21 protein-coding genes are annotated in these 24,301 nt (G+C 66.2%); 13 read left to right on the top strand and 8 right to left on the bottom strand.

What is annotated here, in order from left to right; translation table 11 throughout:
* Window positions 1-82: 82 nt before the first annotated feature.
* From B161_RS0115025 to fdnG, 3 genes are read right to left on the bottom strand one after another with little or no spacing between them, the layout of a single operon-like run.
* The gene (locus B161_RS0115025) at window positions 83-772 is read right to left on the bottom strand and encodes a formate dehydrogenase subunit gamma (RefSeq protein ID WP_018634269.1); all 690 of its coding nucleotides are present in this window, start codon (window positions 770-772) and stop codon (window positions 83-85) included.
* Entirely contained in the window at window positions 769-1,788 is a 1,020-nt protein-coding gene (fdxH, locus tag B161_RS0115020; RefSeq protein WP_018634268.1) for a formate dehydrogenase subunit beta, read from the bottom strand. Before fdxH ends, B161_RS0115025 begins: the two co-directional genes overlap by 4 nt.
* Window positions 1,785-4,868, bottom strand: coding sequence for a formate dehydrogenase-N subunit alpha (gene fdnG / locus B161_RS0115015; RefSeq protein WP_276202287.1), 3,084 nt, complete (start codon window positions 4,866-4,868; stop codon window positions 1,785-1,787). The genes fdxH and fdnG overlap by 4 nt, the downstream gene beginning before the upstream one ends.
* A gap of 242 nt (window positions 4,869-5,110) precedes the next feature.
* Here fdnG and selD point away from each other — a divergent pair, with 242 nt between their 5' ends.
* Entirely contained in the window at window positions 5,111-6,175 is a 1,065-nt protein-coding gene (gene selD, locus B161_RS0115005) for a selenide, water dikinase SelD (protein ID WP_018634265.1), read from the top strand.
* A 98-nt stretch (window positions 6,176-6,273) separates the two neighbouring features.
* Here selD and B161_RS0115000 read toward each other — a convergent pair whose 3' ends face one another.
* The 3 genes from B161_RS0115000 to kduI are packed head-to-tail and all read right to left on the bottom strand — an operon-like array spanning window position 6,274 to window position 8,979.
* Window positions 6,274-7,173 (bottom strand): alpha/beta hydrolase family protein, encoded by a 900-nt coding sequence (locus B161_RS0115000; RefSeq protein WP_018634264.1) that lies wholly within the window; start codon window positions 7,171-7,173, stop codon window positions 6,274-6,276.
* A 43-nt stretch (window positions 7,174-7,216) separates the two neighbouring features.
* The gene (locus tag B161_RS0114995) at window positions 7,217-8,158 is read right to left on the bottom strand and encodes a sugar kinase (protein WP_018634263.1); all 942 of its coding nucleotides are present in this window, start codon (window positions 8,156-8,158) and stop codon (window positions 7,217-7,219) included.
* On the bottom strand, window positions 8,155-8,979 hold the full coding sequence (kduI, locus tag B161_RS0114990; protein WP_018634262.1) for a 5-dehydro-4-deoxy-D-glucuronate isomerase: 825 nt from the start codon (window positions 8,977-8,979) through the stop codon (window positions 8,155-8,157). The genes B161_RS0114995 and kduI overlap by 4 nt, the downstream gene beginning before the upstream one ends.
* A 284-nt stretch (window positions 8,980-9,263) precedes the next feature.
* On the opposite strand from kduI, the gene kdgD reads away from it, so the two are divergent.
* The 3 genes from kdgD to B161_RS0114975 are packed head-to-tail and all read left to right on the top strand — an operon-like array spanning window position 9,264 to window position 12,188.
* Window positions 9,264-10,193, top strand: coding sequence for a 5-dehydro-4-deoxyglucarate dehydratase (gene kdgD, locus B161_RS0114985; protein WP_018634261.1), 930 nt, complete (start codon window positions 9,264-9,266; stop codon window positions 10,191-10,193).
* A 4-nt stretch (window positions 10,194-10,197) separates the two neighbouring features.
* Window positions 10,198-11,337, top strand: coding sequence for a mandelate racemase/muconate lactonizing enzyme family protein (locus B161_RS0114980; protein ID WP_018634260.1), 1,140 nt, complete (start codon window positions 10,198-10,200; stop codon window positions 11,335-11,337).
* Window positions 11,334-12,188, top strand: a complete 855-nt coding sequence (locus B161_RS0114975; protein WP_018634259.1) for an amidohydrolase family protein — start codon at window positions 11,334-11,336, stop codon at window positions 12,186-12,188. Before B161_RS0114980 ends, B161_RS0114975 begins: the two co-directional genes overlap by 4 nt.
* Here B161_RS0114975 and B161_RS18280 read toward each other — a convergent pair.
* Window positions 12,158-12,913 (bottom strand): FadR/GntR family transcriptional regulator, encoded by a 756-nt coding sequence (locus B161_RS18280; RefSeq protein WP_018634258.1) that lies wholly within the window; start codon window positions 12,911-12,913, stop codon window positions 12,158-12,160. The two genes, B161_RS0114975 and B161_RS18280, sit on opposite strands and share 31 nt — an antisense overlap.
* Before the next feature lie 140 nt (window positions 12,914-13,053).
* Between B161_RS18280 and B161_RS0114965 the strand changes: the two genes are divergently transcribed.
* From B161_RS0114965 to kduD, 3 genes are read left to right on the top strand one after another with little or no spacing between them, the layout of a single operon-like run.
* Window positions 13,054-13,851 carry an NAD-dependent epimerase/dehydratase family protein gene (locus B161_RS0114965; protein WP_018634257.1) on the top strand — a complete coding sequence of 266 codons (798 nt, stop codon included), beginning with the start codon at window positions 13,054-13,056 and terminating at the stop codon, window positions 13,849-13,851.
* A 1-nt stretch (window position 13,852) separates the two neighbouring features.
* Window positions 13,853-15,388, top strand: coding sequence for an aldehyde dehydrogenase (NADP(+)) (locus tag B161_RS0114960; RefSeq protein WP_018634256.1), 1,536 nt, complete (start codon window positions 13,853-13,855; stop codon window positions 15,386-15,388).
* A 3-nt stretch (window positions 15,389-15,391) separates the two neighbouring features.
* Window positions 15,392-16,147, top strand: coding sequence for a 2-dehydro-3-deoxy-D-gluconate 5-dehydrogenase KduD (gene kduD / locus B161_RS0114955; RefSeq protein ID WP_018634255.1), 756 nt, complete (start codon window positions 15,392-15,394; stop codon window positions 16,145-16,147).
* 3 nt (window positions 16,148-16,150) lie between these two features.
* On the opposite strand, the gene B161_RS18275 is transcribed toward kduD, so the two are convergent.
* Window positions 16,151-17,065, bottom strand: a complete 915-nt coding sequence (locus B161_RS18275; RefSeq protein ID WP_040790219.1) for a helix-turn-helix transcriptional regulator — start codon at window positions 17,063-17,065, stop codon at window positions 16,151-16,153.
* 266 nt (window positions 17,066-17,331) lie between these two features.
* Between B161_RS18275 and B161_RS0114945 the strand changes: the two genes are divergently transcribed.
* From B161_RS0114945 to B161_RS0114920, 6 genes are all read left to right on the top strand, one after another.
* Window positions 17,332-18,216 (top strand): carbohydrate ABC transporter permease, encoded by an 885-nt coding sequence (locus B161_RS0114945; protein ID WP_018634253.1) that lies wholly within the window; start codon window positions 17,332-17,334, stop codon window positions 18,214-18,216.
* A gap of 3 nt (window positions 18,217-18,219) precedes the next feature.
* Window positions 18,220-19,134 (top strand): carbohydrate ABC transporter permease, encoded by a 915-nt coding sequence (locus tag B161_RS0114940; RefSeq protein WP_018634252.1) that lies wholly within the window; start codon window positions 18,220-18,222, stop codon window positions 19,132-19,134.
* 4 nt (window positions 19,135-19,138) lie between these two features.
* A complete protein-coding gene (locus B161_RS0114935) occupies window positions 19,139-20,257 on the top strand; it encodes an ABC transporter ATP-binding protein (RefSeq protein WP_018634251.1) in 1,119 nt (372 codons plus the stop codon).
* 53 nt (window positions 20,258-20,310) lie between these two features.
* Complete coding sequence (locus B161_RS0114930) at window positions 20,311-21,552, top strand: ABC transporter substrate-binding protein (RefSeq protein ID WP_026310469.1); 1,242 nt, start codon at window positions 20,311-20,313, stop codon at window positions 21,550-21,552.
* Between the two features lie 83 nt (window positions 21,553-21,635).
* Window positions 21,636-23,213 carry a polygalacturonase PglA gene (gene pglA / locus B161_RS18270; protein ID WP_018634249.1) on the top strand — a complete coding sequence of 526 codons (1,578 nt, stop codon included), beginning with the start codon at window positions 21,636-21,638 and terminating at the stop codon, window positions 23,211-23,213.
* Window positions 23,207-24,301: a glycoside hydrolase family 88/105 protein gene (locus B161_RS0114920; RefSeq protein WP_018634248.1), complete on the top strand. Its 1,095-nt coding sequence runs from the start codon at window positions 23,207-23,209 to the stop codon at window positions 24,299-24,301. The genes pglA and B161_RS0114920 overlap by 7 nt, the downstream gene beginning before the upstream one ends.

Genomic DNA, 24,301 nt, shown 5'->3' with positions numbered 1-24,301 from the left:
TCCGGGGCCCTCGGGGCCTCTCGCATGGGTTCGGGCGCGAGCCCTCCGCCGACTGCGGCGCAGGGGCGAAGGGCTCAGGCCGTCACTCTGCCGGATCGGTCTTGCGTCGTCCAGCCAGTTCGCGCAGCCATTTGCGGTGATGCCGATAGGCCCAGCCGCCCGTGACGGTGCCGCGGGTCATGGCGCGGATGGTGCCCCGCGTCCAGATGGCGGCGTAGACATGGACGATGAAGATCAGCACCGCCGCCACCGCCGACAAGGCGTGAACCGCCACCGCGACGCGCCGCACCGGAATGCTGACGAGTCCGGGGAAATATTGCTCCCAGATCATCACGCCGGTCACGATCATCACGAGGATCAGCCCGGACATGCCCCAGAAGACGAATTTCTGTCCGGCGTTGTATTTCCCGAGTTCGGGGAGATTCTCCTCCTCGCCTTTGACCACCTCTTTGATGTTGGCCAGCCATTCGGCGTCCTCCCGCTTGGGCAGGTTCAGACGCCACATCTGAAGGAAGAGCAGCAGGAAGCTGAAGAAGAGCAGAATCCCCATCAGCGGATGCAGCCAGCGCGTGGTCGGGCCGCCGCCGAAAAGGCCGGTCAGGAAATAGAGGCTCGGGTGGAAGAGGGCCATCCCCGAGAGGATGAGCCCGATCATGGTGAAGGCCGTGACCCAGTGATTCAGCCGCGTGATCCCCCGATAACGCGAGACGGTCACCGGCTTGCGGGTCTCGATCTCGTCGCCGGGGGCGGAATATTGGCGCTCTTCGGTCATGGCGCGCCCTCCTGCGGCCTTGCGGCCTCCTGCGGCTCGACGGCCAGACGCTCGGCGGCGTGGGCGACCATCTCCTGAGCCTCGGCGTCGTCATGCGCCGAAACCTCGTTGGCCCGGGCGAGCGCGCCATGGGCCATGGCGCCCACCGCGGCGATTCCCATGGCCGCGAGCCCCACGTCCTTGGCCGCGCCCTTCCAGCCCTTGACCACCGCCGAGATCTTCGGGTCGTCGGGCAGGTCGGCGTAGAGCGAGGGCTTGTCCGCGTGATGCAGCACATACATCACATGGGTTCCGCCCACGCCCTGAGGATCGTAAAGCCCGGCCTTCTCATAACCGCGCTCTTTGAGATCCTCGATGCGCATTTCGGCGTGGGCGATCATCTCGTCCTTGGTTCCGAAGACGATGGCCTGCGTCGGGCAGGCCTTGGCGCAGGCCGGTCCTTGGCCCACCGCCACGCGATCCGAACAGAGGGTGCATTTCTTGGAGACATGCGCCGTCTTATGGATGCGCGGGATGTCGAAGGGGCAGCCCGCCACGCAATAGCCGCAGCCGATGCAGTTGTCGGAGATGAAATCCACGATGCCGTTCGAATATTGCACGATGGCGCCGGGCGCCGGACAAGCCGTGAGGCAGCCCGGATCCTCGCAATGCATGCAGCCGTCCTTGCGGATCAGCCATTCGAGTTCGTGAGTCTCGGGATTCGCATATTCCGTGAAGCGCATGAGGGTGAACATCTCGGGCGTGAGGTCATGGGGGTTTTCGTAAACCCCCACGTTCTCCTCGACGTCCGGATGGGTGTCGTTCCACTCGATGCAGGCCGATTGACAAGCCTTGCAGCCGATGCAGCGCGACACGTCGATGAGCTTGGCCACCTTGGTGAGCTGGCGCTCCGGCGCGGGGAGATCCCGCATCGCCGAGGCGCGCACCACGTCGCTGGGCAAGAGGTTCGAGGCCATCGGCTGAATCGGAGGATTCGCCGCCGCCGTGGTGGGTTGAGGCGCTCTTTCGGTCGTCATGACGTGGCGCTCCCTTCCGCAGGTTCGATGTTCACGAGATAAGCCTTGAATTCAGGCGTCTCGATATTGGCGTCTCCGACGAAGGGCCCGAGCGTGTTCGGGCCGAAGCCCTTGCGCGCCGCGCCCTTGAAGCCCCAGTGGATCGGGATGCCGACCACATGGACCGTCTGGCCGTCGCAGATCAGCGGACGAATCCGCTTCGTCACCACGGCCTTGGCCCAGACCTCGCCCCGCTTGGACCAGACGCGCACGCGTCCGCCCTTTGCGATGCCGCGCTCCGCCGCCAATTCCTCGCTGATCTCCACGAAGAACTCCGGCTGCAACACGGCGTTGACCTTGTTGTGCTTGGTCCAATAGTGGAAATGCTCGGTCAGGCGATAGGAGGTCGCCACGAGCGGGAACTCCGAGCGGTCGCCGAGCTGGGCGACGTCGCCGGGGAACATCCGGGCCACGGGATTGCCCCGCATCTCCGGGTTCAGCGGATTGGCCACCGGGCTCTCGAAGGGCTCCATATGGGTCGGGAAAGGCCCGTCCCGCATGAGCCGCCGCGAGAAGAAGCGGCTGACGCCTTCGGGGTTCATGATGAAGGGCCCGACCTCGCGCGGCTTGGCGGTCACGGCGATGTCCGGGATGTCCGGCCCCGCCCATTTCGCGCCGTCCCAGGCGATGAGCTTGCGCTCGGGATCCCAGGGGTTCCCGTCGAGATCGCAGGAGGCGCGGTTATAGAGGACGCGCCGATTGGCCGGCCAGGCGAAGGACCAGTTCTGATAAACGCCCATGCCGCTCGGATCTTCGTTGTCGCGCCGGGCCATCATGTTGCCCGCCTCCGTGAAGCAGCCCGCATAGATCCAGCAGGCGCCCATGGTGGTCCCGTCGTCGCGCAATTGGCCGAAGCTGGAGACCTGCTTGCCCGCCTGAAGCAGAAGCTTCGTCGGATCATTGGGGTCCGGCACGTCGGTCAGAGCGCGGCCGTTGAGCTCCTTGGCGAGTTCGGCGGCGGTGGGGTCTTCGGGATCGGCGTAGTCCCAAGTCAGATTGAGGATCGGCTCAGGAGCCTTGCCCCCTTCCTTGCGGTAAAGCTCGCGCAGCCGCAGGAAGATGTTGGACATGATCCAGACGTCCGTCTGAGACTCGCCCGGAGGCGTCGCGCCCGCCCAATGCCATTGCAGCCAGCGCCCTGAGTTCACCGTGGCGCCTTCGTCCTCGGCGAAGCAGGTGGTGGGCAGCTCCAGCACCTCGGTCTGGATCTTCGACGGATCGACGTCGTTATAGATCCCGTGGTTCTCCCAGAAGGCGGCGGTTTCGGTCGCCAGAGGATCCATCACCACCAGAAGCTTCAGCTTTCCGAAGGCCTCCGTGAGCTTGCCCCGGTTGGGGAAGGAGAGGAGCGGGTTGAAGCCTTGGCAGAAATAGACGTTCACTTCGCCTTTCGACATCATGTCGAACATGCGCAGCCCGTCATATTGGGCGATGTCGAGCTTGGGCAGCCATTCATAGCCCCATCCGTTTTCGGCGGTGGCGGCGGGCCCCCACATCGCCTTGAGGAAGCTGACCATGAACTTGCGGTAGTTCTGCCAATAGCTCATCTGGTTGGGCCGCAGAGGCTTATTGGCCCGCGTCGACATATAGGTCTCGAAATCCGGCTCGCGCTCCGTGGGGATCGCGAGATAGCCCGGAATGAGATTCGACATCAGCCCGACGTCGGTGAGGCCCTGAATGTTGGAATGCCCGCGCAAGGCGTTCATTCCGCCTCCGGCCACGCCGATGTTGCCCAGCAGAAGCTGGAGCATCGCCATGCCGCGGATGTTCTGCGAGCCCTTGGAGTGCTGCGTCCAGCCGAGCGCGTACATGGAGGTCATGGTCTTGGTCGGCGAAGCGCATTCGCCGATCATCTCGCAGACCTTCAGGAAACGGTCTTTCGGCGTGCCGCAGATCCGCTCCACGAATTCCGGCGTGTAGACGTCCACATGGGCCTTGAGCAGATTCCAGACGCAGCGCGGATTCTCAAGCGTCTCGTCGGTGAGGACGTAGCCGTCTTCTCCGATCTGATATTCCCAGCTGCTCTGATCGTAGCTGCGGGTTTCTTCGTTATAGCCGGTGAACATGCCGTCCGACCAGCCGAACTCCTCGCGGACCAGATAGGCCATGTTGGTGTAGTTGCGGACATAGTCCCACTGCACCTTGTCGTTCGCGATGCACCAGCGGATCACCCCCATGAGGAAGGCGATGTCCGAGCCGGGGCGGATCGGCGCGTAATAATCGGAGACGCTGGCCGTGCGCGTGAACCTCGGGTCCACGACGATCAGCTTGGCGCCGCGACGCTGCTTCGCCTCGGTGACCCATTTGAAGCCGCAAGGATGGGCTTCGGCGGCGTTGCCGCCCATGACGACCACGAGATCGGTGTTCTTAATGTCGGTCCAAGAGTTCGTCATCGCTCCGCGGCCGAAAGTCGGGGCCAAACTGGCCACCGTGGGGCCGTGTCAGACGCGGGCCTGATTGTCGAATCCGACGATTCCCATGGAGCGGACCGTCTTATAGGTCAGCCATGCGGTTTCGTTGGTGGTCGCCGAAGCCGCGAGGAAGCCGGTGGAGGTCCAGCGGTTCACCGTGGTCCCGGCGGCGTTCTTCTCGATGAGATTGGCGTCGCGGTCGTCCTTGAGCGCGCGGGCGATCTTATCGAGCGCCTCGTCCCAGGTGATCTCCTGGAACTGGTCCGCGCCCGGCGCGCGATAGCGCGGCTTGGTCAGGCGGGTCTCCGCCTTGACGTAATCCTTCAGCGCCGCGCCCTTGGGGCAGAGCGTGCCGCGATTGGTGGGGTGATCCGCGTCGCCTTCGATGTGGATCAGCTCGGCTTTTTCGCCCGCGTTCAGGTCGCCCTTGGAATACATGATGATTCCGCAGGCCACAGAACAATAGGTGCAGATGTTGCGGGTTTCGGTGGTGGCGGCGAGCTTGAATTGACGCACATGCGCAGCCACGGCCGCCTCGGCGGCGCCGAAGCCCATGGCCCCGAGCGATGTCGCCGCCGCCCCCGCGCCGAACAGCTTGAGGAAGCTGCGGCGGGAAAGGTCGATGTTCAACGGGACCTCCCTAATTTGCCTGTCGCGCGGACAGGCTTGCGGCCTGTCTCGCAGATGGGTGAAAGTCTCTCTCATAGTCGCTTCTTATCGTCTCATAAGTCAAGGACATCGCCCGGATGGGAAAGCCGTCCGCAAACGAGATGGGTCCGGGCGCACTTGCGTCGGGCTTCGGGCGCTGGCAAGAGGAGGTTTGAAGCGGCTGCGGAGGGTCCGCGCCGCCCTGCGCAGGGAGACCTTTCCCCATGAGCGACCTCGAAGCTTCCCCCGTCTCCGAACCCCGGCTGACCTCTCTGGCCCATGGCGGCGGCTGCGGCTGCAAGATCGCGCCGGGCGTTTTGGAGGGGATTCTCAAGGGCGCTTCGCCTTTGCCGGTCCCGCCGGAGCTGCTGGTGGGAATCGAGACCTCCGACGACGCGGCGGTCTATCGGCTGAATGAGCGTCAGGCCATCGTGGCCACCACCGATTTCTTCATGCCCATCGTGGACGATCCGCAGGATTTCGGCCGCATCGCCGCCACCAACGCCCTGAGCGACGTCTACGCCATGGGCGGGACGCCGATCTTCGCGCTGGCTCTGGTGGGCATGCCGATCAATAAGCTCTCGACGGAAACCATCGGCGCGATCCTCGACGGCGGAGCGGCGGCCTGCCGCGCGGCGGGAATCCCCATCGCCGGAGGCCACAGCATCGATTCCATCGAGCCGATTTACGGGCTGGTCGCGATCGGTCTGGTGGATCCGACCCATCTCAAGCGCAACGCCGAGGCTCAGGCGGGAGACGTCCTGATTCTCGGCAAGCCTCTGGGGGTGGGCGTCTTCTCGGCGGCGCTGAAGAAGGAGAAGCTCGACGCCGCCGCCTACGCCCGCATGATCGCCGCCACGACGCGGCTCAACACGCCCGGCCCCGATCTGGCGCGGCTGCCGGGGCTCCACGCCATGACCGACGTGACGGGCTTCGGCCTCGGCGGCCATGGCTGGGAGATGGCGCGCGGCTCGGGCCTGCGCCTGAGGATCGACTGGGCGGCGGTCCCGCTGTTGGAGGGCGCGCGGGATTTGGCGGAGGCGGGCTTCGTCACGGGAGCCTCGGGGCGCAATTGGGCGAGCTACGGCGCGCATATCCGCTTCGACCGGGCGATGAGCGCCGTGGATCAGGCTCTGCTCTCGGATCCCCAGACCAGCGGCGGATTGCTCGTCTCCTGCGCGTCGGAGGCCGTCGCGGAGGTTCTGGCGATCTTCCGCAGCCATGGCTTCGAGGAGGCCGCCGTGATCGGCGCGGTCGAGGCGGGAGAGCCGGGGCTGACCATCGTCTAGAGCGTTTTCCAGCGAAGCCGCTTCGGCTTCGCGTCGTGAAAACGCGACCAAACAAAAGGTTGGAGCGTTTGAACGACCCAACCTGGTCGGAAAAAACTCTAGAGCGCAAGCCGCCGATGCGGCCATGGGTTTTCGCCTTCCTCCAGCCAGCGGAGGGATTGCGTCCAGAAGCCCGAGGCGTGGCGGTCGTGGAAGAGGTCGAAATGCCCGACCGACTCCCGCCCGAGATCGGCGAGGGGCTCCAGCATGACCGCCTGACGCTCCGCGCCCGCGTAATAGCGCAAGGCGCGGCGCAGGGCGGGGGGCGTGGCGAAGGGATCGTCGGAGACCGAAACCGCGAGGATCGGCGCCCGGACCCGTCCCATCCGCGCGACGGCCTCCGCCCGTTCGGCGTGGGGATGGCTCGTCTCGAAGCGGGGGCCGCGGAAGCTCCATTCATGGGCGACTCCGGCGGGCAGATCCTCCAGCCAGCCGAGCCGCTTGCCGGGGAAATAACCGTAAGCCGCCGTGACCGCGGGCATGAAGACATGCCATCTCAGCCAGAAGCCGAGCCTCTGGCGCGGGGCGTAATCCATCAGCCATGCGTATTGCGCGCCGACGGTCAGCATCCGGTCGACGAGCGGCGCGCTTTCGGCCATGCCGGGCAGGAAGCCGCCGATGCTATGCCCGACGACCATCAGGGGCGCCTCGGGGCGCCGGGCCTTCATAAAGCGGAGGGCGGCCTCGAAATCCTGCTCGCCCCAATCGCGCCAGCGCCAGCCGCAGCCTCTGAGGCTCGTCTTGAAGCTCTCTGGCCGCGAGGCGCCTACGCCGCGATAATCATAGGTCAGGACTTCAAAGCCCCGCGCCGCGAGGAAGTCGGCGTAGCGATGGTAATAGCGCGCGAGGACGCCCGTCGCGCAATTGACGATCACGGCGGCGCGCAAAGGGCCTTCGGCGGGCCGAAGACGCCCCCCGAGCCGCACGCCGTCCTGACAGATGAGTTCGATCTCCCGCATGGCGCCTCAGCCTAAAGCGGGAGCGGGCGGATGGGAACCTCTCTCACGGCATGGCCGCGCGGGGGATGATCGCGCCGGGATGGCGCACCACCTCCGCCGCCAGAAGATGGCCCGCCCGCGCCGCCGCCTCGGGCGGCTCGCCCTGCAGCCGCGCCGCCAGATAGCCCGCCGCGAAGCTGTCGCCCGCCGCCGTGGTGTCGACGACCTTCCCGACCTTCAGCGCGGGGATTTCCGTCCGGCGCCCTTCCGCCAGCGTGAGGCAGCCCGGACGGGCGAATTTCAGCACGGCCTCCGGCGTCAGCTTCTCCAGACGCGCCGCCAGAGCCTCCGGCTCGGCCTCGCCCCAGATGGGCGCGAGATCCTCCGCGCCCGCCAGAGTCAGCGCCGAAAGCGCAATCCCTTCGGCGAAGACGCGCCCCGCCTCGGCGGGATCAGGCCAGCCGCGCGGACGAAAATTCGTGTCGAAGACCACCGCGCCGCCCTGAGCCGAGAACGCCCGCAGAAAATCCAGCAGACGGGGCAGAGCGCCGCCGCGATAAAGCGACAGCGTGATCCCCGAGAGATAAAGCACGTCCACGGCGGCGATGATCCGCGCCGCCAGATCCGGCCATTGCGGCAGATTCAGCAGATCGCGGACCGGCGCCTGATCGCGCCAATAATGGAAGCGGCGCTCGCCCTGAGGATCGGTCTCGATCATATAAAGGCCGGGCGAGCGTCCGGCGAGGCGCGGGACGAACTCCGTCCCGACGCCTTCCGCCCGCCAAGCCTCCAGCATTTCGGCGCTGAAGCCGTCCTGACCCAGCGCCGTGACGTAATCCGTCGGGACGCCGAGCCGCGCGAGATAAACCGCCGTATTCAGCGTGTCGCCGCCGAAGCCGCGGATGATCAGCCCGTCCGCCCGCGTCCGCAGCTCGATCATGCATTCGCCGAGACAGGCGACCCTCGGCGGGCCGCCCTGTTTTCCCTGCGTCGGGAGAGGGTTCATCGCAGATCCTTGGGCTGAATGAACTCCATGTCGGTGTAGTCCACGTTGTCGCCCGCCATGGCCCAGATGAAGGTGTAGCCGCCGATTCCCGCCCCCGCATGCACCGACCAGGGCGGAGACAAGGCGCCTTCCTCATTGGCGATGAAGAGGTGGCGCGTCTCCTGCGGCTCGCCCATGAGATGCAGAACCCGGGCTTCGGGCGTCATGCCGAAATAGAGATAGGCCTCCATGCGGCGGTCATGGACATGGGCGGGCATGGTGTTCCAGACGGAGCCATCCTCCAGCGTGGTGTAGCCCAGCACGAGCTGACAGCTCTCCATGACCAGCGGATGGATGAATTGATTGATCGTCCGCTTATTAGAGGTCTCCGTCGCGCCGAGCTTCACCTCTTTGCTGTCGGAGAGCCGCACCAGCCGCGAAGGGAATCTGCGATGCGCCGGCGCCGAGACCAGATAAAACCGCCCCTCGCCCGCGAAGGTCACGGGGCCCGAGCCCATGCCGAGATACAGCACGTCGCCGCAGGCGAGCGTCCAGCTTTCGCCGCCCGCCGAGACGGTTCCGGTCCCGCCGACGTTCACCACGCCGAGCTCGCGGCGGTCGAGGAAATTCGGGGTCTTGGTCTCGGCCACCACGTCGAGGACCAGCGGCGCCCCCGCCGGGACGGCGCCGCCCATCGTGAAGCGGTCGTAATGGGTGTAGATCAGGCGGATCTCGCCCGGACGGAACATCTCCGAGGCGAGGAAATGACGGCGAAGCTCGGCGGTGTCCATGCCGCGGGCGTGTTCGGGATGGACGGCCTGACGGGTCTCGACGGTCAGCATGGGCGGGCTCCCTTTTTCATGGCGGCGCGTCTTCTCAGAATTCTGCGCTGATACATATGATGTGTCCGCCTCCTGATAGCGGAGGATTCGGCGCTCGTGAAGCCGGAAAAGCGCTTTTGGGGCGAAAATTTCATGCTGCAGATGCTCAATTTTATTGGAATAACCCCGATTTTTCGATTTTCGCGCAAGTTCGGCCAGATTCTCGAAAATTCATCATATAACTCTTGACTCCCAATCCGATTCCCGGGAATGATCCGCAAAACGCAGTTCAGGAGACGCTCAGGATGACCCCTCAGGAGATCAAGACCGCGCTCGGCGCCGGGCTTTTGTCCTTCCCCGTGACTCATTTCGACGCCGAAGGCGCCTTCCGCCCGGACAGCTATCAGCGCCATATCGATTGGCTCTGCGGCTATGAGGCGCCGGTGCTCTTCGCGGCGGGCGGCACGGGCGAATTCTTCTCCCTCGCGCCGAGCGAAATTCCGAACATCGTCAAGGCGGCCAAAGAGGCCGCGAACGGCCGCACGGCCATCGTCTCGGGCTGCGGCTACGGAACCGAAATGGCCGTGGAGATCGCCCGCTCCGCCGAAAAGGCCGGGGCCGAGGGCATCTTGCTGCTGCCGCATTACCTGATCGACGCTCCGCAGGAAGGGCTCTACGCCCATGTGAAGCGCGTCTGCGACTCGGTCGGGATCGGCGTGATGGTCTATAACCGCGACAACGCGGTGCTGAAGGCCGAGACTCTCGCGCGGCTCTGCGAGGTCTGCCCCAATCTCGTCGGCTTCAAGGACGGCGTGGGCGACATCGGACAGGTGCGTCAGGTCACGGCGCTGCTCGGCGACCGTCTGACCTATCTGGGCGGCATGCCCACCGCCGAACTCTTCGCCGAAGCCTATTTAGGCGCTGGCTTCACGACCTATTCCTCGGCGGTGTTCAACTTCGTGCCGGAATTGGCCGTGAGCTTCTACAAAGCCCTGCGCGCCGGAAAACATGACGAATGCGCCCGCATTCTGCGGGATTTCTTCTATCCCTTCATGGAGCTGCGCGCCCGCCGCAAGGGCTATGCGGTGGCGGCGGTCAAGGCGGGCGTGCGGCTTCAGGGCTTCGAGGCGGGCCGGGTGCGCGCGCCGCTCGACGATCTGACCCCCGCCGAGGAGGAGATCCTCGCGAAGCTCATCGCGCCCTGGCGTCGCCAGACCGCCGCCGCGGCGGAGTGAGCCGATGAAGATCGCCGCGATCCGCACCCATCTGCTGGAGCATCGGCTGGAGACCGCTTTCGAAAGCGCCTCCATGCGTTTCGACCGCCGCCTGCATCTGCTGGTGGAGGTGGTTTGCGACGACGGGACCACGGGCTGGGGCGAATGCCTCGGCCCGGCCCGGGCCAATGCGGCGGTGGTTCAGACTTACGCCGGATGGCTCGTCGGGATGGATCCGCTGGAGACCGAAAAGATCTGGGCGGTCCTCTATAACGCGCTGCGCGACCAAGGCCAGCGCGGCCTGACGCTCACCGCGCTCTCCGGCGTCGACGTGGCGCTCTGGGACATCAAGGGCAAGCGCTTCGGCGTCCCGATCTCGACGCTGCTCGGCGGGCGCTTCCGCGCAAGCGTGAAGGCCTACGCCACCGGCGCCTTCCGCCGCGACGGCGTGGACCGCATCGAAGACAACGCCGAGGAGATGGCGGGCCACGCCGCCGCCGGATTCCACGCCGCCAAGCTCAAGATCGGCTTCGGCGTGGCGGAGGATCTGCGGGTGATCCGGGCGGTGCGCGAGGCGGTCGGGCCGGAGATGCGGCTGATGATCGACGCGAACCACGGCTATGACGCTCTGGAGGCGATCCGTCTGGGTCAGGCGGCGGCGGAATGCGGGATCGACTGGTTCGAGGAGCCCGTGACGCCGGAGCATCTGGCGGCCTATCGCGAGGTGAAGGCGAAGCAGCCCATCCCCGTGGCGGCGGGCGAGACCTGGCATGGGCGTTGGGGCTTCCGCGAGCCCATCGAGACCCGCGCCGTGGACGTCGTGCAGCCGGACATCTGCGGCGTGGGCGGCTTCACCGAAGCGCGGCGCGTGGCGGATCTGGCGGCGCTGCATGGGCTGCGGGTGGTGCCGCATGTCTGGGGCACGGCGGTGCAGATCGCGGCGGCGCTGCAATTCATGGCGGCGATGGTCCCCTCTCCGGTGCGGCGCGAGCCCATCGAGCCCATCCTCGAATTCGACCGCACGCATAATCCCTTTCGTCAGGCTGTGGTTACGCGGCCCATCGAACATGAGCGCGGCGTGGTGGCCATCCCCGACGGTCCCGGCCTCGGGATTGAAATCGACCGCGCGGCCTTGCGCGAATTCAAACCGAAGGAGGAAGCATGACCGCGCCTTGGAATCCGCCTTCAGGAACCATCGACACGCAGATGCACGCCTATCTCCCCGGCTTTCCGCCGCTGCCGGGAGGTCCGGGGCTGCCCGCCGGAGATCTCCCCACGCCGGAGCTCTACCGCGCCGCGATGCGCGAGCTTGGGATTGCGCGGGTGGTGGTCACTCAGGCCAACGCCTATCAGAAGGACAATGCCTGCCTCCTCGCCTGCCTCGCCGAATTCGGCGCGATCTCGCGCGGGGTGGCGGTGATCGACGGGACGGAATCCGACGCCGAGCTTGAGCGCCTCGCTCAGGCGGGGGCGGTCGGGGCGCGGATCATGGATCTGCCCGGCGGCGCGGTTGGTCTGGATCATCTGGAGGCCGTGGACGCCAAAGCCGCCGAACTCGGCTGGATGATCGCCGTGCAATTCGACGGAAGCCAGATCGTGGCGCATCTGCCCCGGCTGGAGGCTCTGCGTTCGCGCTGGGTCTTCGACCATCACGGGAAATTCTTCTCCGGCGCCGCGCCCGACGGCCCGGAGGTCGCGGCGGTCCTGCGCCTGATCGACCGGGGGCGGATGTGGTTCAAATTCGCCGGATGCTACGAATCCAGCCGCCTCGGCGGCCCGGATTTCGCCGACGTCGCCGCTGTGTCGCGCGTGATCGGCGCCCATGCGCCGGAGCGGATCCTCTGGGGCACGAATTGGCCGCATAACCTCGCGCGCGCCAAAGGCGAGCCGCTCCCCGACGACGCCTTGCTCGCGGCGACGGCGCTCGATTGGCTCCCCGACGCGGCGGCCCGTCGCCGGGCGCTGGTCGAGAATCCGCAGGAGCTTTACGGCTTTCCGGTCTGGTCCGGGGCGTGAGCCAGACGTCCGGCGCGCAGCAAAGCCCGATAGCGCGCCTGACCTCCGCGCAGATGGGCGCGCATGGCGGTTCGGGCGCCCTCTTCGTCGCCGTTGGAGATCGCGGCGACGATGCGTCCATGCTCCTCGTCGAGGCGGGCGATATAGGCGGCGGCGGCCTCCTCGGTCTCCTCGGCCTTGAGCGCGGCGCGCGGGATCACCGCCGCGCCGAGGGCTTCGAGGAATTCGCGGAAACGCGGATTATTCGCCGCCTCGGCTATGGCGAGATGCAGGGCGAAATCAGCCTCGGCGGTGGGTTCGCCCGCCTTCAGACAAGCGCGCAGGGCGTCATGGCGTTCGAGGATCGTCTCCTCTTGGGCGGGGGAGCGGCGCAGCGCCGCCAAACCTGCGGCCTCCGCCTCGACGCCGGTGCGCAGCTCCAGAATCTCTATGGTCGAGGAGATGCGCGCCGGGTCCAGAGCCTGAGGCGAGAAGATCGAGGGCGGCGGCGCCTCCAGCACGAAGATGCCCGCGCCTTGCCGGGGCTCGACCAGCCCGTCGGCCTTCAGCGCGGCCATGGCCTCGCGGATCACGGTGCGGCTGACGCCGTAAGCCTCGGTGAGCTGCGCCTCGGAGGGCAGCCGCGCGCCGGGCGCGTATTCTCCGGCGAGGATGCGCTTGCGCAAAGCCTCGCTCACCTGCGACACCAGACTTCCTTTGCCCGCCGCCTTCGCCCGTCCCGCCATGCGCCATCCTCCGACCGCCGCCCGAAGCTTGGAGATAGGCCGGGGAGGCCCGGGCGGTCAAGCGACGCCTCCGCAGGTGATATAATACGAGTTGACGGATTCCGGAGGGTCCATATGATGACGCCGCAAAAGAGGAAGCTATGAAACGACTTCTGCTGACCGGCGCCGCAGGCGCCATGGGACGCGCGCTGCGGCCGCGTCTTGCGGGCCTCGCGGAGATCCTCCGCCTCTCCGACATCGCGGATCCCGGCGCGCCCGGCCTCAACGAAGAGGCGCGGATCTGCGATCTGGCCGATGCGGCGGCGGTCATGGATCTGGTGGAGGGCTGCGACGGAATCATCCATCTCGGCGGAATCTCCGTCGAGGATAAATTCTCCAAGATCATGCAGGCCAATTTGCTCGGCCTTTATAATCTTTACGAGGCGGCGCGGGCTCATGGCCGCCCGCGGATCCTCTTCGCCAGCTCCAATCACGTGATCGGCTATTACCCCCAGAGCCAGCGGCTGAAGGGCGACGAGCCTCCGCGCCCCGATGGGCTTTATGGAGTCTCCAAAGCCTTCGGCGAGGCTCTGGCGCGGATGTATTATGAGAAATTCGGGCAGGAATCGGCGCTGGTGCGGATCGGCTCCTGCACGCCCCAGCCGAGCAACCATCGGATGCTGTCGAGCTGGCTCTCTTATGACGATTTCGCCGGGCTCGCGGCTTGCGTCTTCCGGGCGCCGCGTCTGGAATGCCCGGTGATTTGGGGCGCCTCGGCCAATGACGCGGGCTGGTGGGACAACGCCGCTTCGGCTTATCTTGGCTGGCGTCCGAAGGACAACGCCGAAGCCTGGCGCGCTGAAATCGAGGCCGCAGGCCCGAGGCCCGCGCCTGACGAGGCCGTCGCCCGCTATCAGGGCGGCGTCTTCATCGACAACCCGATTTTTCAAGAGGACTGACATGACCGCTTCCGCTTCCCCTCTCGCCCTGCGCGGCGAACATTTCATCGCGGGCGAATGGGTCGGCGGGGGCGAGAAGTTTTCGTCCTCTCCCGCCCATGGCCCTTCGCATGACTTCGCCTTAGGGACTCCGGCGCTGGCGGATCGCGCCGCCCGCGCCGCCGAAGAGGCCTTCCCGGCCTATTCCGCCCTCAGCCGCGCCGCCCGCGCCGATTTCCTCGAGGCCATCGCCGAGGAGATCGAAGCCCGCGCCGCGGCGATCACCCTGATCGGAACTCAGGAGACCGGCCTCCCGGAGGCGCGGCTCAACGGCGAGCGCGGACGCACCACGGGCCAGCTCCGGCTCTTCGCCGAGCATATCCGGCAGGGCAAGCACCTCGATTTGCGCCATGACGAGGCTTTGCCGAACCGTCAGCCTCTGCCGCGCCCGGATCTGCGATTGGTTCAGCGGCCCATCGGCCCGGTGGCGGTCTTCGGGGCCTCGAATTTCCCGCTGGCCTTCTCGGTGGCGGGCGGCGACACGGCGGCGGCTCTGGCGGCGGGATGCCCTGTGGTGGTCAAGGGCCATTCGGCCCATCCGGGCACCGGCGAGGTCGTGGCTCAGGCCATCGAGGCGGCGATCAAGCGCACGGGCGTTCCGGCGGGAGTCTTCAGCCTGATCCAAGGCGGAGACCGCAAGGTCGGCGAGGCGGTCGTGACTCATCCGCTGATCAAGGCGGTGGGCTTCACCGGGTCGCTGGCCGGAGGGCGGGCGCTTTTCGATCTGTGCGCCGCGCGCCCCGAGCCGATCCCCTTCTTTGGGGAATTGGGTTCGGTGAATCCGGTCTTCATGCTTCCCGGCGCTCTGGAGGCCCGTGCGGCGGCTCTCGGCGAGGGCTGGGCGGGCTCGCTGGCTCAGGGCGCGGGGCAGTTCTGCACCAATCCCGGCGTGGTGATCCTCGCGGAAGGCCCTGCGGCCGACGCCTTCGTCGGCGCGGCGAAAGCGGCTCTGGAGAAGGTTCCGGCTCAGACCATGCTGACCGACGGCATCGCCAAGGCTTACCGCGACGGTCAAGCGCGCTTCGACTCGCGCAACGCCGTGCGTCCGGTGCTGAGCACTCAGAGCGAAGGCCGCCTCGCCAATCCGAATCTTTATGAGATTTCTTCGGAGGCCTTCATGGCGGATCACGCCCTCGCCGAAGAGGTCTTCGGGCCTTTGGGTCTGGTGGTGCGGGCGCCCTCGGCCGAGGCCATGCCGGAGATCGCCAAAGCTTTCGAGGGCCAGCTCACCGCGACGCTCCATATGGATTCGAAAGACGCGCCTCTGGCGCGGCGTCTGCTGCCCATTCTGGAGCGCAAGGCGGGCCGCGTGCTGGTCAACGGCTTCCCGACCGGCGTCGAGGTGGCGGATTCCATGGTGCATGGCGGTCCCTATCCGGCCTCGACCAATTTCGGCGCGACCTCGGTGGGCACGATGTCGATCCGGCGTTTCCTGCGCCCGGTCTGCTATCAGAACCTGCCGGACGAATTGCTCTTCGACGATCTTCAGGGAGCCTGATTCATGTCGTCTCCTTTCGATCTGAGCGGCCGTTGGGCCGTGGTGACCGGCGCCAACACCGGCATCGGACAGGGGATCGCCGTCGCTCTGGCTCAGGCCGGGGCGGGGGTGATCGCCGTCGGGCGCTCCGGGATGGAGGAAACCGAGTCGCTGATCGCGCCGACCGGGCGGCCTTTCCACGCCATCCGCGCCGATCTCGCGCAGATGGAGGCGCTGGAGCCGGTGATCGCCGAGGCCGAAGAGGTTTCGGGCGGAATCGAGATCCTCGTGAACAACGCGGGGATCATCCGCCGGGCCGATTCCCTCGACTTCACCGAAGCCGATTGGGACGCGGTGATCGACCTCAATCTGAAGTCGCTGTTCTTTCTGACTCAGGCGGCGGCGCGGCGGATGATCCCGCGCGGGCGCGGCAAGATCGTCAACATCGCCTCGCTGCTGTCGTTTCAGGGCGGGATCCGCATCCCCTCCTATACGGCCTCGAAAAGCGGCCTCGCGGGGCTGACGCGGCTGCTCGCCTGCGAATGGGCGGCCAAGGGCGTGAACGTCAACGCCATAGCGCCGGGCTATTTCGTCACCAACAACACCGAGGCTTTGCGGCAGGACGAAAAGCGCTCCTCCGAGATCCTCGGTCGCATTCCGGCGGGGCGTTGGGGAAATCCCGGAGACATCGGCGGCGCGGCGGTCTTTCTGGCTTCTCCGGCGGCGGATTACGTCCATGGCGTGGTCTTGCCGGTGGACGGCGGCTGGCTGGCGCGCTGAGCCTCAGCGGGTCGGGCGGGGCAGGGGGAAGACGGGCTGTCCGTCTTCTTCTCCGCGCGGAAAACGGCCCTCGCGCGCGCGCCGCAAGCTTTCCTTGAAGCCGAGCGGGCTGACCCCGACGTAACGCCGGAACATGCGCGAGAAATAATAGGGATCGGCGTAGCCGACGGCGGCGCCCGCCTCCCCGACGCCGCGTCCGGCCTCTAAAAGCGCCATGGCTTTCTCCATGCGCTTGAACTCCTGAAATTTCTGCGGCGTGAAGCCGGTCCTGCGGCGGAATTCGCGGCGGAAGTAATCCGGATGATAAAGCGCCGCCTCGACCGCCTTCTGCGCGATCTCCGCGTTCAGAGGATCGGCGGCGATCTGACTCGCGGCGATGGCTACCGCCGCCGCGACGCGGTTCTCGTCTCCGACCGGCGCTTCCTCCGCGCGCCAGCCAAGGAAGGCCTCCTCCAGAAAGGCCAGCAGCAGCACCATGAAAAGATGATGCTGCGCGAGGATCGTCGAGGAGGGCGGGGCGATCTCATGATAGCGGCGGACCATGGGGCGGAGCAACTCCCAATCCCGAAAGCGCAGTTTGGGTCTGAGCTTCATGCGCGCGACGAGATCGCGCCCGAAGAGATCCAAGGTGAAATGCTGCGCCACACCGCGATAGGCCGCGCCTTCGGCGTGACGCCCGAAAAACCGCGTTTCGGCGGGAATGAGCATGGCCTCCCCCGCGGAGAGCCGAAGGGCCTCGTCCTCGCCGATCCGATAATCTCCGGCGCCCTCCAGCGCGATGACGAGGTCATGGACGCTGTTGCTTTTCTCGATCCACCAGCTGGGCGCATGATCCATTTTGATGGTTGAGCGCGTGAGAGTCAGCGCAAGCCCGTGGGGTGGGATTCCGGAGAGGGCGCCGCCTACGGTTTTCTCCATCTTTTTTCCCGGATTCGTCGATGTTCGCCGAGTTGTAATATAAGTTAAGCTTGGTCGAAGGATGGGTTCGCTCCGGGAGGCCCGGAGCGCCGAATCCTAACATAAAACGGCGGCCCCTTGTGAAGGCCGCTCGGGAGGAAGTTCATGAGATTCAGGGACGCAAGGTCCGGCGCCGCGCCGGACCGCCTTCGTCGCGCGCGCCTCCGCTCAGGCGCCGCCGCACCCGCCTTTCCACAGCCCCCTCTTCCACAGAAGGAAGGGCGGAGATGAGCGGCGAGAGCAGATTCCTCGGCTTTTGGTATGTGCTGCCCTATGTGATCGGGCTTTTGATCTTCACGGGCGTGCCTTTCGTGGCCTCTTTCTGGCTCTCCTTCACCGATTACCGCCTGATGCGCGGCGCGGAGTTCGTGGGGCTTGAGAATTACGTCGATCTCTTCACCGCCGACCGCACCTTCATGCGTTCGCTGAACGTGACACTGGCCTATGTGGCGCTGACGGTGCCGCTGAAGCTGGCCTTCGCGCTCTTCATCGCGGTGATCCTGAATTATAAGCTCCGGGCCATCGGCTTTTTCCGCACGGCCTATTACGTGCCCTCGATTTTAGGCGGCTCCATCGCGGTGGCGGTGCTCTGGCGCTATATCTTCGCCGACACCGGGCTTGTGAACATGGCTCTGGGCGTCTTCGGGATCGAGGCGATCAACTGGTTCGGCGATCCGGCCACGGCCATGTTCACCATCACCTTGCTGCGCGTCTGGCAATTCGGCTCGGCCATGGTGATTTTTCTGGCCGCGCTGCAATCCATCGACAAATCGCTTTACGAGGCCGCCGCCATCGACGGCGCGTCGAAATGGCGGGTCTTCCTCTCGATCACCCTGCCGCTGCTGACGCCGGTGATCTTCTTCAATCTCGTGATGCAGATGGTTCAGGCCTTTCAGGAGTTCAACGGGCCTTACGTCATCACCAACGGCGGGCCTTTGCGCGCGACCTATCTTCTGCCGCTCTACATCTACGAGACGGCCTTCAAGAAATTCGACATGGGCTACGCCTCGGCCATCGCCTGGGCGCTCTTCGCGATCATCATGGTTCTGACGGTGGTCGCCTTCTGGTCTTCGAAGAAGTGGGTCTATTACGCCGGCGATAAGAGGAGCTGACCGATGAGCCAGACCATGCTCGACGATTCCGCCGCCTTCGACGCCGACGCCGAAGCGGCCCGCCATCTCGCGCTTCAGGAAAGGCGCGGGCGGATCTCCATGATCCTCCGCTACGCCGTGCTGACGGCGGTGGGAGTTCTGATGCTCTATCCGCTGATCTGGCTGATCGGCGCCTCCTTTAAGAACAACGCCGAGATCTTCGCCTCTCCGGGCTTCATCCCGAAGGATCCGACGCTCTCGGGCTATGTCAAGGGCTGGGAGACCTCCACGCCCTACACCTTCGGGCGGTTCTTCTGGAACACCTTCCTGATCATCGCGCCCAAGGTGATCTTCACGGTGATCTCCTGCGCGGCGGTGGCCTACGGCTTCGCGCGCTTCCAGTTCCCCGGCAAGCGGATCCTCTTCGCCTCGCTCATCGCGACGCTGCTTCTGCCCAACGTCGTGACGCGGATTCCGCAATATCTGCTCTTCAGCGAAATGGGCTGGCTCGACAGCTATCTGCCGCTCTGGGTGCCTTCGGCCTTCGCGGGAGACGCCTTCTTCGTCTTCATGCTGGTGCAGTTCCTGCGCTCCATTCCGCCCGACATGGAGGAGGCCGCCCGCGTCGACGGCGCGAAATCCTGGCAGGTGCTGATCTTCATCGTGGCGCCCATGCTGACGCCCGCGCTGATCTCGGTGGCTCTGTTTCAGTTCATGTGGACCATGAACGACTTCCTCGGGCCGCTGATCTACCTCTCCTCGGTGGAGAAATTCCCGGTGTCTCTGGCGCTCAAGCTCTCCATCGACACCTCCGAGGCCTTCGACTGGAACCGCATCCTCGCGATGTCGGTGCTGGCTCTGGCTCCGTCTCTGGTCGTGTTCTTCATGGCGCAGAAATATTTCATCGAAGGCATCTCCGCCGGCGGCGTGAAAGGCTGATCCCATGGCGCAATTATCCATTCGGAATCTGGAGAAGATCTATGGCGGCGGCTTCAAGGCGGTGCATGGCGTCGATCTTGAGGTGGCCGACGGCGAATTCATGGTGCTGGTGGGGCCTTCGGGCTGCGCCAAATCCACCACCTTGCGCATGATCGCCGGGCTGGAGACTATTTCCGGCGGCCATATCTCCATCGGCGGCAAGGTGGTGAACAACCTCGCGCCCGGAGATCGCGGCATCGCCATGGTCTTTCAGAATTACGCGCTCTATCCGCATATGAAGGTGCGCAAGAACCTCTCCTTCGGGCTGCGGCTCGCCGGAGAGAAAAAGGCCGAGATCGAGCGCCGCGTCGCCGAAGTCGCCGAGGTGCTGGAGATCGGGCCTCTGCTCGACCGCCTGCCCAAGCAGCTTTCGGGCGGACAGGCGCAGCGCGTGGCTCTGGGGCGGGCGCTGATCAAAAAGCCTGAGGTCTTCCTCTTCGACGAGCCTTTGTCCAACCTCGACGCCAAGCTGCGCGCCTCCATGCGGGTGCGCATCACCGAGCTGCATCGGCGGCTCAAGGCGCAGGGGCGCTCCTCGACGGTGGTTTATGTGACCCATGATCAGGTCGAGGCCATGACCATGGGCGACCGCATTTGCGTGATGAAGGAGGGCCGCATCATGCAGGTGGCCGATCCCGCCACGCTCTACGAGCGCCCGGAGAATCTCTTCGTGGCGGGATTCATCGGCATGCCGGAGATGAATCTCGTCGAGGCGGAGCTTGAGCGCGGCCCCGAAGGCCATGCTCTGCGCTTCGGGGATCAGGTTTTGCGGCTCGGGCCGGAGCAAAACGCCCGCATCGCGGCCGATGCGCCCAAAGCGGTCACGCTGGGGCTGCGTCCGCAGCATTTCCGCCTTGCCGAGCCCAATGATCCGGAAGCGCTGGCGGCGCAGGTCGGCAAGGTGGATTTCCTCGGCCATGAGGTGGACGCCCATGTGACCATCGGCGGCGCGAAATTCACCGTGGTGCTGCCTGTCGAGCTGTTCCGCGAGGCCGCTCAGGGCGGGACGATCCGTCTGCGCGCGGATGAGAACCGCGTCCATATCTTCGACCGGGCCAGCGGCGCGAACGTCAGCCTCGCCTGAGTCCGTCGCGGAAATCACGGCGCCGGATGAAAGGCGCCTTCGGGAGGAAAATCATGAAAACCATCGTCAGCGCTTTGGCGCTCAGCCTCGGCTTTATCGGAGCCGCCTCGGCGGCGGAGCTGCGCATGTCCTGGTGGGGCGGCGACGGGCGCCACCTCGCCACGCAGGAGGCGTTGAAGCTCTGCGGCGCGAAGCTCGGCCATGTGGTCAAGCCGGAGTTCACCGGCTGGCAGGGCCATGGCGAGCGCGTCACCACCCAGCTCGCGGGCCGCACCGAAGCCGACGTCATGCAGATCAACTGGCCTTGGCTGCATCAATTCTCGGCGGATGGGAGCGCCTTCGCCGATCTGCGCGATTACGCCGACGTCATCGACCTCAGCCAATGGACCGAGGATCAGCTTGCGGGCGGAACCATGAACGGCAAGCTCAACGGCCTGCCGGTCTCGGTCACGGGGCGCGTCTTCTATTTCAACGACGCGGTTTTTGAAAAAGCGGGCCTGCCTCTGCCGAAAAGCTGGGCCGATCTGGAGGAGGCCGCCAAAAAGCTGAATCCCGAAGGCGCTTATCCCTTCGACGCGGTGAAGCTGAACGCGATCTTCATCGTCTCTCTGGCGGCGGCTCAGCAGACCGGCAAGGATCTGATCGACCCGGAGACCGGAAAAGTCGCCTGGACCGAAGAAGAACTGGCCGAAGCGCTGAAGTTTTATCAGAGCCTGTCGGAAAAAGGCGTCATCCGTCCCTGGCGGACGGCGGTCGCGGTGGGCAACATCGAGCTCTTCGACGAAGCCGCCTGGCGAGACGGCAAGGTCGGCGGATCCTATGAATGGGATTCGACCTACGGCAAATACGCCGATCCCCTCGTCGAAGGGAAGCTGATCCCGACTCCGCCCTTCCGCGTCGAAGGCGCGACCTCCGACGGCGTTTATCGCAAGCCTTCGATGGTCTTCTCGATCTCGAAGAATTCGCGCGAGCCCAAAGCCGCCGCCGAAATCGTCAATTGCCTGCTCAACGATCCCGAGGCCGTGACCATCCTCGGCGACACCCGCGGCCTCCCGGCCTCCGCCGTGGCGCTGAAGACCCTCACCGAGGCGGGGAAGCTCTCGCCGGAATTGCTGGAGGCCGCGAAGATCGTCTCCGAGGCCAGCGGCCCCGCCGTCTCGCCGCTGAACGAGCATCCGGCGGTGCGCGAGGCTCTGAACGACGCCATTGAAGAAATGGCCTATGGCCAGATCTCGCCGGAGGAAGCCGCCTCGACCATCATCCGCAGCGTGAACCGGGCTCTGACGCGCATGTGACGCCCTTCACGCGGCCCGAGCCTTCGCGGGTTCGGGCCGCCTTTCCCTTTTAGCCGAGAGGGCCGCCGAAGGGCGGCGACGCCATGTCTCCTGCATCCTCCTTCTCCGCGCTTGCGCCGGAGCGGGCCGAGGCTTCGCATTCTCCGCTTCGCCTTGCTCCGCGCCATCTCGGCGCCCGCCATGCGGCGATTCTGATCCCCGAGCCCGGCGCCCGCCATTTCCTCGCCGCGCCGAGAGGCTGGCGTCTGACGGCTGCGGGGCGTCTGATCGCCGAGGGCGCGGCGCGGCGGGCCTTGCTGATCCTCGACGGGCTGCTTCCCGGCGCGGAGCATCTTCTCGAACTCGAAGGCGCCGAGCCTCTGGCCTTTCGCGCGGCGGATTGCGCGGGTCTGGCCGATGTCTCGCGCTTTGGGGCGCGGGAAGGCTCCGAGGACAATGGCGCGGCCATCGCCGCCGCCATGGCCGCGGCGGGCGAGGGCGGAACGGTCCTGATCCCGGCCGGACGCTGGATCACGGGGCCGGTCTTCCTGCGCTCCGGCCTGACGCTGCGTCTGGAGGAGGGCGCGACCCTCGCCTTGACGCCCGACCGCAGCCGGATTCCCATCCTCCCCGCCCGCGACGGCGCCGGACGCATGCTCGCTTCATGGGAGGGCCTGCCGGAAGCCTCCTACGCCTCTTTGATCACCGGGATCGGCCTGCAGAAGATCGCCGTGACGGGGCTCGGCGCGCTGGAGGGCGGCGGCTCGGCGGGGGATTGGTGGAGCTGGCCTAAGGAGACTCGCGAAGGCGCCCGCCGCGCCCGCACGATCTTCCTCAGCCGCTGCGAAGACGTGACGCTCTCGGGCGTGACGGTGCGGGATTCGCCCTCATGGACGGTGCATCCCTTGCTCTGTCGCCGGGTTTCGGCCTTCGGCCTGCGCATTGAGAATCCGCCCGACAGCCCCAACACCGACGGCTTCGATCCCGAGATGTGCGCAGAGGTTCTGCTCGAAGGGCTGCATGTTTCGGTGGGCGACGATTGCGTGGCGGTGAAGGCGGGCAAGCGCGGGCCTCAGGGCGAGTCGGATCATCTGGCGCCCTGTTCGGGCCTGCGGATTCGTCATTGCCTGCTGGAGCGCGGACATGGCGGCGTGGTCATGGGCTCGGAGATGTCGGGCGGGGTGCGGGACGTCGGGATCGAGGATTGCGATTTTCTCGGCACGGATCGCGGCCTGAGGATCAAGACGCGCCGGGGCCGGGGCGGATCGGTCTCGGATTTGCGCCTGAGCCGCTCGGTCATGCGCCGGGTGGAGACCGGAATTTCGGTCAACAGCTTCTACTTCTGCGACCCGGACGGGACTTCGGATGTCGTGCAGTCCCGCGAGCCCCGTCCCGTGGACGACCTGACCCCCGCCGTCTCCGGCCTCCGCATCGAAGAGCTGCGCATGGAGGAGGTCCGGGTGGCGGCGGGCGCTTTCTTCGGCCTGCCGGAATCGCCTCTGCGCGGCGTGGAGATCCGCCGCCTGAGCGTGAGCTACGACGCCAGCCCGACGGGCGACGTCCCCGACATGGCGCTGAACCTGCCGCTGCTTCATCACGCGGGCCTCGTGGCCCAATTCGCCGATCTCACGCTGGAAGAGACGGAAGTCCCCCTATCCATCCTCGGAGAGCCTTCATGCTGACCGCTTATTTCGACGCCTACGCCCGCGCCTATCAGCCCTATAAGGGCGGGCCCTGGTGCTATGAGGACGGCTGCGTCTATCGCGGCCTCGGGCTGCTGCATGAGGCGACCGGAGATCCCCGCTGGCTTGAGCATCTGCGCCGTCTGATCGGGCCTCAGATCACGCCGGAGGGCGGGCTGAAGGGCTATGAGATCCTTGAATTCAACATCGACAACATCCTGTCGGGCCGTGCTCTGTTTCATCTGCGGCGCGCGACGGGAGACGAGGCTTGGCTCAAGCCCGCGCATCTGCTCGGAAGCCAGCTCCGCGCCCATCCGCGCACGCGCTCGGGAGTCTATTGGCATAAGCTGCGTTATCCGGCGCAAGTCTGGCTGGACGGGCTTTATATGGGTCTGCCTTTCCAGATCGAATGGGCTCAGGCGACGGGCGACGAGGCCGCGGTCGCGGACGCTCTGCGCCAGCTGGAGACCGCCCTTCGCCTGACCTGGCGCGCGGAGACCCGGCTTTACGTCCATGGCGTGGACGAAGGGCGTTTGCAGGCTTGGGCCGATCCGGCCACCGGGCGGTCTCCGGCGCATTGGGCGCGGGCGCTCGGCTGGCTGGCCATGGCGCTCGTCGACGTGCTGGCGCTGGTCGGCCCGGAAGCCGCGCCGCGGATCGCGGAGCCGACGCGGCGCCTCATGGCGCGGCTGCTCGAATTGGCGCGGCCTTCGGGGCTCTGGCTTCAGGTGATCGACCTGCCCGAGCTGCCGGGGAATTACGAGGAGAGTTCGGCCTCGGCCATGCTGGCCTATGCGTTGTATCGCGCGGCGGATCTGGGCCTCGCGGGGCCGGAGGCCGTCGCGGCGGCGCAAAAGACCATGGCGGCTCTGGAGCGCGACGCCCTGCGGCCCAAACCGGACGGCGGGCTGGAGTTCGCGGGCGTCTGCCATGTGGCGGGCCTCGGCGGATTCGGCGGCGCTTATCGTGACGGAACTCCCGGCTATTACCTCACGGAGCAGGTGGTGGCCGACGACGCCAAAGGCGTCGGGCCGCTGATGATGGCCGCCGCCGAAGGGCTCAGAAGGGCGAAGCGCGCGGCGGCGTGA

The sequence above is a fragment of the Neomegalonema perideroedes DSM 15528 genome, assembly GCF_000374145.1.
GTDB lineage: Bacteria > Pseudomonadota > Alphaproteobacteria > Rhodobacterales > Rhodobacteraceae > Neomegalonema > Neomegalonema perideroedes.
This window is presented reverse-complemented; position numbering and strand designations above follow the sequence as displayed.